General features: G+C 61.4%; 11 protein-coding genes and 2 pseudogenes. 6 read left to right on the forward strand and 7 right to left on the reverse strand.

The genetic code is table 11. The annotated features are described in order from the left end of the window. The first annotated feature begins 188 nt into the window (after positions 1-188). The 4 genes and pseudogenes from ASD63_RS16010 to ASD63_RS16020 all read left to right on the forward strand — a co-directional run bounded on the left by ASD63_RS16010 (position 189) and on the right by ASD63_RS16020 (position 3,653). Positions 189-1,235 (forward strand): acyltransferase, encoded by a 1,047-nt coding sequence (locus ASD63_RS16010; protein ID WP_034796993.1) that lies wholly within the window; start codon positions 189-191, stop codon positions 1,233-1,235. A gap of 177 nt (positions 1,236-1,412) precedes the next feature. After that, positions 1,413-1,808, forward strand: a pseudogene (locus tag ASD63_RS36785) (flagellin); the annotation flags it as partial. Between the two features lie 1,113 nt (positions 1,809-2,921). Next, positions 2,922-3,176 (forward strand): annotated as a pseudogene (locus tag ASD63_RS36790) (flagellin); the annotation flags it as partial. Positions 3,177-3,431: 255 nt separating this feature from the next. After that, positions 3,432-3,653, forward strand: coding sequence for a hypothetical protein (locus tag ASD63_RS16020; RefSeq protein ID WP_034796981.1), 222 nt, complete (start codon positions 3,432-3,434; stop codon positions 3,651-3,653). A 104-nt stretch (positions 3,654-3,757) separates the two neighbouring features. On the opposite strand, the gene ASD63_RS16025 is transcribed toward ASD63_RS16020, so the two are convergent. The 7 genes from ASD63_RS16025 to ASD63_RS16055 form a co-directional block, all read right to left on the reverse strand. After that, positions 3,758-5,005, reverse strand: coding sequence for a glycosyltransferase family 2 protein (locus ASD63_RS16025; RefSeq protein WP_034797586.1), 1,248 nt, complete (start codon positions 5,003-5,005; stop codon positions 3,758-3,760). 470 nt (positions 5,006-5,475) lie between these two features. Next, positions 5,476-5,862 carry a DUF930 domain-containing protein gene (locus ASD63_RS16030; RefSeq protein ID WP_034796975.1) on the reverse strand — a complete coding sequence of 129 codons (387 nt, stop codon included), beginning with the start codon at positions 5,860-5,862 and terminating at the stop codon, positions 5,476-5,478. A 120-nt stretch (positions 5,863-5,982) separates the two neighbouring features. Beyond that, complete coding sequence (locus ASD63_RS16035; protein ID WP_034796972.1) at positions 5,983-6,444, reverse strand: YbaK/EbsC family protein; 462 nt, start codon at positions 6,442-6,444, stop codon at positions 5,983-5,985. Between the two features lie 89 nt (positions 6,445-6,533). Further along, a complete protein-coding gene (locus ASD63_RS16040) occupies positions 6,534-6,722 on the reverse strand; it encodes a hypothetical protein (protein ID WP_034796970.1) in 189 nt (62 codons plus the stop codon). A 127-nt stretch (positions 6,723-6,849) separates the two neighbouring features. Then, complete coding sequence (locus tag ASD63_RS16045; protein WP_034796969.1) at positions 6,850-7,104, reverse strand: GlsB/YeaQ/YmgE family stress response membrane protein; 255 nt, start codon at positions 7,102-7,104, stop codon at positions 6,850-6,852. A 156-nt stretch (positions 7,105-7,260) separates the two neighbouring features. Beyond that, complete coding sequence (gene rhaI, locus ASD63_RS16050; protein WP_034796968.1) at positions 7,261-8,556, reverse strand: L-rhamnose catabolism isomerase; 1,296 nt, start codon at positions 8,554-8,556, stop codon at positions 7,261-7,263. A 14-nt stretch (positions 8,557-8,570) separates the two neighbouring features. Continuing rightward, positions 8,571-10,670 (reverse strand): bifunctional rhamnulose-1-phosphate aldolase/short-chain dehydrogenase, encoded by a 2,100-nt coding sequence (locus ASD63_RS16055; protein WP_034796967.1) that lies wholly within the window; start codon positions 10,668-10,670, stop codon positions 8,571-8,573. Between the two features lie 203 nt (positions 10,671-10,873). Between ASD63_RS16055 and ASD63_RS16060 the strand changes: the two genes are divergently transcribed. Next, complete coding sequence (locus tag ASD63_RS16060) at positions 10,874-11,686, forward strand: DeoR/GlpR family DNA-binding transcription regulator (protein WP_034796966.1); 813 nt, start codon at positions 10,874-10,876, stop codon at positions 11,684-11,686. A gap of 117 nt (positions 11,687-11,803) precedes the next feature. Further along, positions 11,804-12,793, forward strand: coding sequence for a rhamnose ABC transporter substrate-binding protein (gene rhaS, locus ASD63_RS16065; RefSeq protein ID WP_034796964.1), 990 nt, complete (start codon positions 11,804-11,806; stop codon positions 12,791-12,793). The last annotated feature ends 210 nt before the right edge of the window (positions 12,794-13,003 follow it).

Below are 13,003 nucleotides of genomic sequence, written 5' to 3' on the forward strand. Positions count from 1 at the left end.
TCTAAACGTTGGGAAGGCCACGGGCACGCCGCGCCCGTGGCCTTCCTGTTTTCGGGCAGGCGCGCGAGGTATCGTCGCCGATCGGTCAAGAACATCGCTCTCTTCACAAGTGCGCGGAAGCGGCGTAATCTCCAAGGATATTCTTAAGTAGAAATAATTTAAGTAATAGATCCTGCGGGGACAAAGGAATGGCTGCGACGGGAGCGCGCGGCGACAGGCGGGAGCAAATTGACGGGCTTCGCGTGATCGCCATGACGGGGGTATTGTACGTTCATTACTGGAACGAGCATCCCACACTTGAATCTGTTCGAGTTTCACTCTTCTTCATCATCAGCGGCTTCTTGATCGGGGTGATCCTGCTGTCGGCAAAAGACACCCAGGCAACGATCAACGTCACCAATTTCTACATTCGCCGCTCGCTACGCCTGCTTCCGGCGCTGTTCCTGATGCTGTTCGTGGCGGCACTGTTCAACATGGATGGCATACGCAACAGCCTGGCGTGGCACACGTTTCAGATGTCGAGCCTGTATTTCGCCATCACTCAGGACTGGGAGCCCTGGGTTGCCGCGCATCTCTGGAGCCTCAACATCGTCGAGCAGTTCTACCTTACCGCTCCGCTGATCATCATCTTCCTGAGCCGGCGGCACATATTCGTGGCCTATGTCCTCATCTTCACGATGTCGGTGATCGCCCGAACCTATAGCGACGAGCTCGGTCTTCTCGCCTGGTCAAACATCGTTCTTGCCTTTGACCCGGTGGCGGCAGGGGCGATCCTGGCGCTGGTCAAGGACAATGCCGATGTGCGGGCGGTTCTGACGAGCAAGCTCAACAACCTCGCATCTGTCGCGATCATCGCGTCGCCTCTCTTCGTCGGTTTCAAGTTCGGCCATTCGGAAACCTATAAGTTGCTTTGCATCTACGCGCTGGCCTCGATCGTTCTGAGTTCCTACATCGGATACAAGGGCGTGTCGGCCTATCTCCTGGCAAACCCCGTCACGCGCTTCCTCAGCCGCGTCAGTTACGCGACCTATGTGTACCACATGGCGCTCTGGTGGCTGGTCGCAGAACAGTGGCCGGCGCTCTACAGGGCGGGGCCGATGACGTTCCTTATCATGAGCACCATCACGGTCATCGTCGCGACGATTTCCTGGCATCTGGTGGAAAAGCACTTCGACGCCCTGAAAGCCCTGTTCCCCGTAACCCAACCGGTGCCGCTGGCGGCCGAGCGTGCCTGACCCCGCCTGCAGGGCGAGGAGCAAGGGCGCAATTATTGCCAACCATCGGAAGGGCTGACGCAATATTTGCGCCCCGAGGCGAGGTTTCTTAAGTCGGTGTTAACCACGTATTTGGTTGTATCGCCACAATCACAGCGGCCCATGAAGGGCATTTTTCAATTTTAAGATGTCACTAATATGGTCAGCATTCTCACGAACGCTGGAGCGATTTCTGCGCTCCAGACTCTGCGTACGATTAACTCCGACATGGCTCAGGTCCGCGGGCAACTGAACTCGGGCCTGAGAATTCAGACGGCGGCCGACAACGCCGCCTATTGGTCGATCTCGACAACCATGCGCTCCGACGCCAAGGCCGTGTCTGCGGTCCAGGACGCGCTCGGGCTGGGAGCGGCCAAGGTCGAGACGGCCTATGCGGCGATGGATGCCGTTACCGGTATTCTCAGCGAGTTCAAGGCCAGGCTGGTGACGGCGAGGGAGCCCGGCGTCGACAAGGGCAAGCTCCAGAAGGAGCTCGACCAGCTCAAGCAGCAGATCCTGAGCATCGTGGATTCGGCGAGCTTCAGCGGACAGAACTGGCTGAGAACCAATGTCTCCGACATCTATGACAGCGATCTGAATCGCACGTCCGTCGCCTCCTCGTTTTCGAGAGACGCCCGAAACGGCGTGTCGCTGAACACGGCCGACTTTTTCCTGCGGGACTCCTCGCTGTTCAACAGCACCGGCGGCGGCATCCTGCAGGCCGACACGCGGGATCTGAGGACCGTCGGCGGGATCCGCTTCGTGACCTCGGTCGATGTCGACGGCTACACCACCAACAGCAACTACAACAACCGGGCGGGCCAGGCTGGCGAATTCGTGTTCCATTTCACGGGGCCGCTCAGTTTTTCGAACGCGGGCGACAAGATCACGTTTGACGTCATCGTCGACAAGGACAGCAGCTCTCAAGGTCTCTCGCTGCCGCTACACGCCGGAAAGACGACCTCGGTCACCGTCGATCGCACCACCGTCGACACGGTGCTCGGCGCCACTGCCAACGGCGTGATATCGGACTACACGCAATATGCAGCAGTGCTCGACCACGCGGTCAAGCAGGCGGGGGCCGGCGCCACGGTCAAGACATATAGACACCCCTATGAGCCTTACGCCCCCATTATCAATCAAATCGGCTTCATGACACAGCAGAACTCCGGCCTCGACGGGTCCTATGTCGAGGTCGCCAATCTGGTCGTCAGCACGTCGAGCGGCGGCGGAGCTGGTCTCGTTGAAAACTCGGATTTCGGCGAGCGCGGATCGGAGATGACGCTGACGTTCGAGCAATTCGAGGTCTACAAGGACGTCGTCGTATCCTTCAATTTTTCGGTGAACGGCGAAGCTCCCAGCACCCATTCCTTCGACCGCAATCAGGTGAACGCGCTGCTGGGCAAGGATACCGGCAAGATCGAAACGGTCGACGAGATGGTGACGGTGCTTCAGTCGCTCATCACCCGGCCGAACACCATCATTCAGAACAACGGCTCAGGCGGCATCCTGATAAAGTCCGATCCGGCCGTCGATCGGAAATCCGGTGCCGGAACCTTTATCGGCTTCACCAACATTGACGTGAACATCGAACCGATCGCCCGCAGAAACTTCCTTGACGTCGATATCGCGGCCAACCCGCAATCGGTCGATTCCTATCTCCACTACATCGAAGTCGTCCTGCAGCGGACCATCGACGGTGCAGCGGCGCTCGGTTCGCTGCTGTCGCGCATCGACATGCAAACGACCTTCGCTCAAACGCTGATGGCGACGATCGACAAGGGGGTCGGGCGCCTGGTGGATGCCGACATGAACGAGACATCGACGCGGCTGAAGGCCTTGCAGTCGCAGGAGCAGCTCGGCATTCAGGCTTTGCAGATCGCCAACTCCGACGCTCAGAACATCCTGCAGCTCTTCCGCTGAGACAAGCCGCAGAGGTGGATTTGGAGGGCGCGATTAAGAGGGGAAAATATCGTCGGCTCTGCCGACCTGGCTTCGACTGACCCGGGAACTTAACCCAGCCGAGACTCCTCGGCTGTCACCTGCGTTACAGGCGTGTCGCAGCTTCTGCCTATTCTGGCGCCCGGGAGGACCTGAGCGGCGCAGTTCGTCGCCGCACAATTTAGGCCGCGACGTCCGGAAAAAACGGGGGCGCGGCCGGGTCAACGAGGATTAGACATGCGTAAACTTGCGACACTCTCTCTGGCAGCTTTGGTGACTGCGACGGTCGCCGTGGGCGGCGTTGCTCCGGCATTTGCCGGCGGAAGCTACTACAAGGGCGTATCGACAACGCCCATCAACGAAGGCCACAAGAGCGAGAAGTACAACCCTGAGGCCAAGGTCGTGAACCGCCCGCCGCCGCGCAACGGCGCCTATTACAAGGGCATCATGCGCAAGTAATGCGGTATCCGTGGGGCGTGCGTGGTCAAGCGGCCTTTTTGCCCGTCGCGCTACCCGGTATAACCTGCGAAACAAACGAGGGCGCCAGCGGCGCCCTTTATATTTTAAAGCAGAACGTGGTTGAGGATGTCGCTTTCGCTGACCACTAGGTTCGGCAGGTGCCCCTTGCGAAGATAGTGCTTGCGATCGCTGTCGGCCGTGACGAAGACGGCGGTGCGGCCAATTTCGTCCGGCGTGAGTTCCGTTGTACCGGGAACGACGGCGATATGGGAGCGCAGGCCAAGGTCACGCAACAGCTCTTCGATCGCACCATGGTCTTCGACGCCGTGCAGCACCAGACGATCGATCTCGGCGACCGCGTTCGTGTGCCACATCACCGTCTGCAGGGCGACCATGAGCGGCAGAACGCCCTTTGATCGCTGCAGTTCGGGATGGTGTTCGAAGCCGCCGAGCATCAGGCGAGTATAAAGCTCATAGGCGCGGATGTAGTCCTTCTTCGCGAGCCACATGCGCAGGGCGACCGTCATGCGCAGCATGGTGAAATCCCTCACCTGCGCATCGAGATAGGCCCGGCGCTCCGGTGTTAGCCGCACGGCGCCGCGCTTGGCACCGGAATAGAGAAAATATTCAAGGCCGCCGCGGTAGCTGTCCCAGGCGGTGAGCACGTCGGCATGGCCGGCTTGCGGTCGGTCGCGGGCGATCTTCGAACGGGTGACCTGTCGGTAGAACGGCTTTCTCAGGAAGGCGACGGCGCCCTGCTCCAGAAAATGGGCGAGATAGGCGAAGGCCCAGTAGGCGAAGTTCCTGGGCACCCAGGCCGACCGTAGCGCCGACGCCCGGTAGATGCCGATTTCCGGAAACACGTGTCGCTCGCAGAGGAAGTCGAACACTTCCTCGGAAGCGCGCTTCTTGAACTTCGTGTCCTTGTCGACGATGTAGAACGGCGGATCGTCGCGCTCCTCGACTTCGTCATGCGTGTACCAGGGCGCGTAGCAAGCGGTGACTTCCGGATTGAGATCCAGGTAGCGGATCGCCTCGCGCATGCCTTCGTTGATCAGGATGTCGTCGTCGGCGAGATAGAGCACATATTCGCCGGTCGCGCGGCTGAAGGCGCTGACGACGTTGGCGCCGGAACCGTAGTTCTCCGCCTGCCTGAGGTAGCGGATCGGCAGGCCCTTGGCGATGAAACGCTCGGCCACGTCGCGCGTGTCGTCCGTAGACGCGTTGTCGGAGATGATGATCTCGTACTTATAGGAGAATTGGTAAAGGTCGACGAAGTAGGCGAGCGACTTCTCGAGAAAGGCTGCGCGATTGTAGGTTGGAATGCAAATGCTCAGCTTAACCTGGCTCACGCGCCTCTCCATGGTGCTTTTCTCGCGCGGTTTCCAGTCTCTTCGGACGTTGCCGTTGCCCGCATCGCCAGCCTTGGCGCTGCCCGCACGGCGCAGGTGTTCCGCGCATACAGGGAACGCCCCCTGCACATTCCTTATTCCGCTTCGATCTTGTGTGAGCCTTGTCTTGGATAGGCGATGTCGGCCCCCTCTCGGCGCCGGTCGAGCGCAGTTAACGCTTTGTTAACCATGCTGGCGCACTCTCGGATCAGGCTCACGCCGCCCCTTGTGCGACGGACCGGAGCTGCCGGACGGGATACGCCGTCGCGTTCGTTCCGATGGAGCCGAGGTAAGGGTGTACGATATGGCAGAGCACATGATGAAAATGCTGATGAGCATCATGGCCGCGCTCTCGTTCGGCTCCCTGCTCTTTCTCGTGGCCATCCTCTAGGGCTCTCTGCCCTCAAGGCCACCGCGTCCTTCGACGCCTGTCAGGGATAAAGGTAGAATTCGTCCCAGCTCTCGTGCGGCACAAGCTCGCCGATCTTGTATTCGAAGGACAGGACATCCAGGTGCTCGGCGTCGGTGCGGCACTTGAACTTCAGCTTGTACCATTCGCCCTTGCTGCGGAACACGGCGCCCGGCGCCTTCATCTTGTCTTCCTTCACGACCGGTTCGGCGAAAGTATAGGCAATCACCTTGTCCGGTTTGAAGCTCGACTTGTCGGCGTTGATGCGCTCCATCGCTTCGGTGTCGCAGCGCTGCTCCAGGCGGGTCTGCGGGTCGAGCTTCTCGAACTGACGTACCAGGGACTGATCCATCGCCAGCGCCGGGGAGAATGTGGCGGTGAAGACGAGCGGGTACGCGAGTAGCTTCATGCTTGACGGACTCCTAGGAACGGAAAGGACCAACCCGGCAAATCACTGCCGGGGCGCGCCTGCGGTTTCAGTTAAGCTTTGTGGCCATTCCAAGGCAGGCCCCGTATCCGCAACGGCAAACTACGCTTCCGATACGTCGATCCACTCGGCGCCGGTCAGCTCGGCGATGCGGGTCGGGCTGATGTGCACAGCCGCATTGGTGGCACCGGCGGCCGGCACGACGATGTCGTAGGCCTTGAGCGACAGGTCGCAATAGATGCTGTGCGGCTTGGCGAGACCGAAGGGGCAGACGCCGCCGACCGGGTGGCCGGTCTCGGCTTCCACCTCGTCGAACCCAAGCATGCGGGCCTTTGTGCCGAAGCGGGCCTTGTACTTCTTGTTGTCGAGGCGGGCGTCGCCACGCGTGACGATCAGGATCACGTCGTCGCCGACGCGAAGCGCCAGCGTCTTGGCGATCTGGGCGGGCTCGACGCCGTGGCCCTCGGCCGCAAGAGCAACCGTGGCGGTGCTTTGTTGTAGCTCGATGACGTCGATATCTGGGGCGTGCTGGGAGAAGAAGTCTTTGACGGAGGTCAGGCTCATGGCGAACAGTTCACGCTATTGAAAAGGCAAGGGGCGGCCGCCGCGGCGCAAGAAGCGCTATGGTCCTTCGTGCCGGGCGCGCAAATCTCTCAATCGTCGTTGGAAGCGTCAAGGTCTTCCGGGCGCAGACCTTCCTGCTGCGGTGGCAGGTAGCCGTGATTGGTGAACCAGTTTTCGAGGATCGCGATGATCGCCTGATCCCGTGTCTGCATTCCCGGGTGATCCGCAATGAACGACTTGAGCGCCGTTTCGATCTTGTCGGTGTAAAGAGCGTTCATGCTCGCCTCCGTCTGGCTATGTGCGATGTCCCGTCCAGCAGATCACAGTGCTACAGCCCCCTTTGCGCGTCCAGATGGAACGGCCGGGGATATCCCGGGCGCGAAGGGTACTGCGGCCGACGATGGGTCAGGCCTGTTTGACAATGCGGATCAGCACCAGAAGGATGACGGCACCGATCGTCGCGTGCAGGATCGCTGAAAGGATGCCGGTGCCGAGGCTGATACCGATCGCCGGAAAGAGGAAGCCGGCGATGAAGGCGCCGATGATGCCGACGACCATATTGCCGATGAGGCCGAAACCGCCGCCCTTGACAATGAGGCCGGCGAGCCAGCCGGCGACCGCGCCGACGATCAGGAAGACGAGAATGCTTTCAATGCCCATGAACGGGTCCCTTTCCGTTGAATCTCCAAGGGAAAGATAGATCAGGAATTGAAATCAGATAGGGGGCAATTTCATCGCGCAGCGATTTTTTGAGCCGTCGAGCGTGGGATGCGGCGCCGGGCCTCAAATGGCAGCCCGGCGCCGCTCGTTTCAGGGTCAGACGATACCGCCCCCGCCGCCGGCAACGGCCGGGCGCTCAGCCGCGACTTTCGCGCGGTAACCGCTCTTGCGATAGGCCGCGACAGGTGCGATTGCGCCGCCGCTTTCGAGCCGCGCCATTGCGAGAATAGGCTCGACGTCGGTGCGGAAGGCTACCTTCAGCGTCTCGCTCGCCATCAGCGCGTCGTTGTCGTCCTGGTAGCCCGCGAGCGCCTGGCGGTCGACAATCAGCGCCTGGGCATAGGCGCGGCAGACCTCGGTGGCACTCGTCATCAGGCTTTCGATCGGGTCGGTGACGTTGTGGCTCTGGTCGAGCATGTGCGCCGGCTCGAACCCCTTGGCCTTGCGGGTCTCCGCATCGACGAGTTCGTTGAAGACGAGGAACAGCCGGTAGGGATCGATCGAACCGGTGTCGAGATCGTCGTCACCATACTTCGAATCGTTGAAGTGGAAGCCGCCGAGCTTGCCGAACTGGATGAGGCGGGCGACGATCATCTCGATGTTGACGTTCGGCGCATGGTGGCCAAGGTCGACAAGGCAGAAGGCCTTGGGGCCGAGCTCCTGGGCGATCAGGTAGTTGCTGCCCCAGTCCTGGACGACGGTCGAATAGAAGGCCGGCTCGAACATCTTGTGTTCGGTGTAGACGCGCCAGTCATCCGGCAGCGCCGCGTAGACCGATTTCATCGCGTCGAGATAACGCTCGAAAGCGCGGGTGAAGTTGCTCTGGCCGGGGAAGTTGGAGCCGTCGCCGACCCAGACCGTCAGCGCCTTGGACCCAAGCTGCCGGCCGATCTCGATGCATTCGAGATTGTGCTCCACCGCTTGGGCGCGCGTGGCGGCGTCGGCATGCGACAGCGAGCCGAACTTGTAGGAATGTTCCTGGCCCGGCGCGTCGGAGAAGGTGTTGGAGTTCATCGCATCGAAACCGAGGCCGAGCGACGTGCCCTTCTCCTTTAGTTCGGAAATGTCGCTCACCTTGTCCCAGGGGATATGCAGCGAGACGGTCGGCGTCGCCCGGGTCAGCTGCTGGATGACCGCGCAATCCTCGAGCTTGTCGAAGATGTTGCGCGGTTCGCCCTTGCCGGGGAAGCGGGCAAAGCGCGTGCCGCCGGTGCCGACACCCCAGGAAGGGACGGCAACACCGTAGGCGGTGACCTTCCGTTTGATCTCGTCGATCGCGATGCCGCGCCGGCTGAGCCTTTCGCCGAGGCTCTCATAATCCCGGCGAAGTGCAGTGAGCCGGCTTTCGTTCTCGGCCTCGACGGTCGCCTGGCTGATCATGGTGGTCGTCATGAAACTCTCCTCGATCAGCGGGTGAAGGACTGGGCGTTGCCCGCGTCGACATTGATGATGTTGCCGGTCGATTTCGCCGACATGTCGGAGGCGAGGAAATAGATCGCCTCGGCGATATCCTCGGGGAAGACGCTGAGCTTCAGCATCGAGCGCTCGCGATAATGCGCCTCGAGGTCGTCCACATCCATCTTGTAGGCGGCGGCGCGCTGTTCCTTCCACTCGCCAGTCCAGATCTTCGAGCCGCGCAACACCGCGTCGGGGTTCACGACGTTGACGCGGATCTGCGCGCCAGCCCCTTCGAGCGCCAGGCAGCGGGCGAGGTGGATTTCGGCCGCCTTGGCGGTGCAATAGGCAGATGCGCCGGGGGAGGCGGCAAGACCGTTCTTGGAGGCGACGAAGACGACGTTGCCGCCGGCCTTCTGCTGGCGGAAGATGCGGAAGGCTTCACGCGAGACGAGGAAGTAGCCGGTCGTCAGGATGTCGATGTTCTTGGTCCAGAGCGCCAGCGTCGTGTCTTCGATGGCGGCTGACGAGGCGAGGCCGGCATTGGAGACCAGGATATCGAGGCCGCCGAAGGCGAGCAGAGCGTCGGCAAAACCGCCCTCGACCGCAGCTTCGCTGGTGACGTTCATGCTGACGGAGCGGACGAAATCCTTGCCGTAGCGCTTGGACAGTTCGCCTTCGGCCGCCGCAAGCGCGGTCTCATCGATATCGGCGAGCACGACGCAGGCGCCTTCCTGCATCAGCCGGTTGGCCGTCGCCTTGCCGATACCGCCGGCGCCGCCGGTAACGAGCGCGATGCGGCCGGCGAGGCTCTTCGGCTTCGGCATGCGCTGCAGCTTTGCTTCCTCCAGCAGCCAGTATTCGATGTCGAAGGCTTCCTGTTCCGGCAGGCCGACATAGGTGGAAACGCCGGAGGCGCCGCGCATGACGTTGATGGCGTTGACGTAGAACTCGCCGGAGATGCGGGCGGTCGCCTTGTCCTTGGCAAAGGTGATCATACCGACGCCGGGCACGAGATAGACGACCGCGTTCGGGTCGCGCATGGCGGGGCTGTCTTCGTGCTTGCAGCGCTCGTAGTAGGCCGCATAGTCGGCGCGATAGGCGGCGATCGCTTCGGGCAGCGCTGCCAGCGTCTTGTCGACATCGGGACTGGCCGGATCGAAATCGACCACCAGCGGCCGGATCTTGGTGCGCAGGAAATGGTCGGGGCAGCTGGTGCCAAGAGCGGCCAGCGGCTTCAGATCCTTCGACGTGACGAAATCGAGCACGGCCTGGCTGTCGTCGAAATGGCCGACCTTCTTCTCGTCGGCGCTGATCAGCCCGCGGATGACCGGCATCAGCTTGCGGGCGACGTCGGCGCGGGCGGCCGCGTCGAGCGCCGGCTTCGCCGCGCCGCCAAAAGCAGGCTTGGTGTTCTCGGCCTCGAACCAGGCGATCGCCTTGTTGATGATCTCGACCGTCGTCTCGTAGGCTTCTTTCGCCGTGTCGCCCCAGGTGAAGAGGCCATGGCTTTCAAGCACCACACCGCGTGCGCGCGGGTTTTCCAGGCAGAACTTTTCCAGCCACAGGCCGAGCTCGTAGCCCGGGCGCTTCCACGGCAGCCAGCCGATGTCGTCGCCGAAGATCTTTGCCGTCAGCTCGCGGCTGTTCTTGGCCGCGGCAATCGCGATGATTGCGTCGGGATGCATGTGGTCGACATGCTTCTTCGGCACGTAGGCATGCAGCGGCGTGTCGATCGAGGCGGCGCGTGGATTGAGGTTGAAAGTGCAGTGCGGCAGGTAGCCGACCATCTCGTCTTCGAACGCGACACCGCGATAAATCGACTTCAGCGCGTTGAGCTTGTCCATATAGAGAGTGGCAAAACCGTCGAGCTTGATCGTTCCGACGTCGCCGCCCGAACCCTTGACCCAGAGCACCTCGACCGTGCCGCCCCCAAGCGGATCCTTCTCCATCACCTTGGCCGAGGTGTTACCGCCGCCGTAGTTGGTGATGCGCTTGTCGGAGCCGAGCAGGTTGGAGCGATAGAGCAGGCGCTCGGATTCGCTCATGCCGGCAGCCTTTGCCTCGTCCCAAAGGTTTGCAAGTCGCGCACCCTGCTGCTTGTCGAGCATCTCGAATTTCCTCCCGGTCTGATATCGCGCGGCTTGGCGACCGCGCAGAGATGTGGTTGGCATCAGATCACAGGACTTGAGCGTTAAAGTCAATCAAAAACGATCAAGTTCGCGCATATTGCGCTGCACAATGAAAAAATATGATTGTTTGTGATTGACAATGGTCGATCGTGATGGAAGCATGAACGCCATCGGAGGAACGCATGCACGAGAAAGAAAGACACCGGATCATTCAGTCGGCGGTTCAGGAAAAACCCGTCGTCACCGTCCAGGAGCTGGTCGATCTGACCGACAGTTCCGAGGCGACGATCCGGCGCGATATTGCAGCCCTCCACGTGCAGAAGAAGCTGCGACGGGTGCGCGGCGGCGCCGAGGCGATCAATCCGCCGCAATTCGTCGGCCTTGCCGGTCGTCCGTTCAAGGTCAACGAGGGCCTGCACGCCCGCGAAAAACAGGCGATCGCCAAGGAGGCGGTGGCGCTCTGCGAGGATGGCGAGCCGATCATCATCAATGGCGGCACCACGACCTTTCAGATGGTGCATTTCCTCAGCAATCGGCGAATGCAGGTTTTCACCAATTCCTTCCCGATCGCCGAGCATCTTTTGAAGCATTCGAAGAACACGGTGATGCTGTCGGGCGGCACGATCTACCGCGAGCAGAACATCATCCTCAGCCCCTTCGACAATGACGTGACGCGCAATTTCTATGCGCGCCGCATGTTCATGGGGGCACAGGGCTTAGGCCCGCTCGGCCTGATGGAGGCGGATCCGCTGTTGATCCAGGCGGAGCAGAAACTGATCGACCAGGCCGACGAACTCGTCGTGCTGGTGGACTCCTCGAAGTTTCACAAGCGGTCGAGCCTCATCCTTTGCGGGCTGAAGCGGATCGCCACTGTCATTACGGATTCAGGCATCGAGGACAGGCATGCCGCGATGCTTGAAAATGCCGGTGTGCGGCTGGTCGTTGCCAGCTCGAGAGCCGGCACAGATGCGGAGAACATGTCCTCGTCCGCCTGAGGGGTGGGCGAGGAGAGGGGAAGGTGACGCTCACGGCCGGAGGGGCCGGGGCATCGCCAATGGAGGAAATCGCGCCGGCGACGCTTGTCGCGTGCCGGTCATTGGGAGGAAATGAGCATGAAGATCCTGAAGTCACTGATGGTCACGGCCGCCGTTTCGCTGGCGCTGATGGCCAATGCCGCGCATGCGGAAAACAAGAAGATCGCGCTCGTGGTCAAGGCGCTCGGCATCGGCTTCTTCGAAGCCGCCAACAAGGGCGCGCAGGAAGCCGCCAAGGAGCTCGGCGACGTCGAGGTGATCTATACCGGCCCGACGACGACGACCGCCGAAGGCCAGATCGAGGTGATCAACTCGTTGATCGCCCAGAAGGTTGACGCCATCGCCGTTTCCACCAACGACACCGACGCCCTCGTTCCGGCGCTGAAGAAGGCGATGGATCGCGGCATCAAGGTCATCTCCTGGGACTCAGGCGTCGCCAAGGATGGCCGCCTGATGCACCTGAACCCGTCGTCGAGCCCGCTGATCGGCAACATGATCATCAAGCTCGCCGCCGACAACCTGCCTGAGGGCGGCGATGTCGCGGTGCTTTCAGCAACGGCGACCTCGACCAACCAGAACACCTGGATCGCCGAGATGAAGAAGGTCCAGGGCAACTACAAGGGCATCAATGTCGTCGCGACCGTTTATGGTGACGACCTCGCCGACAAGTCCTATCGCGAAACGCAGGGCCTTATTCAGTCCTATCCGAACCTGAAGGCGATCATCGCGCCGACCTCGGTCGGTATCGTTGCCGCCGCCCAGGCCGTCACCGACGCCGGCAAGATCGGCCAGATCAACGTCACCGGTCTCGGCCTTCCCTCGGAAATGGCCGGCCACGTGAAGTCGGGCGCCTCCAAGTCTTTCGCGATCTGGAACCCGATCGACCTCGGCTACTCCGCAACGATGGTCGCCTACGACCTGATCAACGGTGCCGAAGCCAAGCCGGGTGCTGAACTGAAGATGGGCCGCATGGGTGCCGTCAAGCTCGACGACAACAACGAAGGCGCGATGGCCGACCCGTTCGTCTACGATGCCAAGAATGTCGAGGAATTCGCCAAGATCTTCTGATCCGGCGAAAGCCCCTCATCCGCCTGCCGGTCCCTTCTCCCCGCTTGCAGGGAGAAGGGACAAGCGGCAACGGTTTGCCCCCCCTTCCCGACGAGGAGGGAAGAGAGCGGCATGCCCGTGCCTTCTCACCGCATGCGGGGAGAAGGTTAGGGTGAGAGGCAAGCCGCGCGGGCGGATACGAGGGCATACGAGGCCCGAACGACTTCGCGT

The sequence above is a fragment of the Ensifer sp. Root558 genome (assembly GCF_001427045.1).
Classification (GTDB): domain Bacteria; phylum Pseudomonadota; class Alphaproteobacteria; order Rhizobiales; family Rhizobiaceae; genus Ensifer; species Ensifer adhaerens.

What these genes read in the sequence shown, in the direction of transcription:
- ASD63_RS16010 (WP_034796993.1), top strand. Translation starts at nt 189, where the DNA reads ATGGCTGCGACGGGAGCGCGCGGCGACAGGCGGGAGCAAATTGACGGG.
- ASD63_RS16020 (WP_034796981.1), top strand. Translation starts at nt 3,432, where the DNA reads ATGCGTAAACTTGCGACACTCTCTCTGGCAGCTTTGGTGACTGCGACG.
- ASD63_RS16030 (WP_034796975.1), bottom strand. Translation starts at nt 5,862, where the DNA reads ATGAAGCTACTCGCGTACCCGCTCGTCTTCACCGCCACATTCTCCCCG.
- ASD63_RS16035 (WP_034796972.1), bottom strand. Translation starts at nt 6,444, where the DNA reads ATGAGCCTGACCTCCGTCAAAGACTTCTTCTCCCAGCACGCCCCAGAT.
- ASD63_RS16040 (WP_034796970.1), bottom strand. Translation starts at nt 6,722, where the DNA reads ATGAACGCTCTTTACACCGACAAGATCGAAACGGCGCTCAAGTCGTTC.
- ASD63_RS16045 (WP_034796969.1), bottom strand. Translation starts at nt 7,104, where the DNA reads ATGGGCATTGAAAGCATTCTCGTCTTCCTGATCGTCGGCGCGGTCGCC.
- rhaI (WP_034796968.1), bottom strand. Translation starts at nt 8,556, where the DNA reads ATGACGACCACCATGATCAGCCAGGCGACCGTCGAGGCCGAGAACGAA.
- ASD63_RS16055 (WP_034796967.1), bottom strand. Translation starts at nt 10,670, where the DNA reads ATGCTCGACAAGCAGCAGGGTGCGCGACTTGCAAACCTTTGGGACGAG.
- ASD63_RS16060 (WP_034796966.1), top strand. Translation starts at nt 10,874, where the DNA reads ATGCACGAGAAAGAAAGACACCGGATCATTCAGTCGGCGGTTCAGGAA.
- rhaS (WP_034796964.1), top strand. Translation starts at nt 11,804, where the DNA reads ATGAAGATCCTGAAGTCACTGATGGTCACGGCCGCCGTTTCGCTGGCG.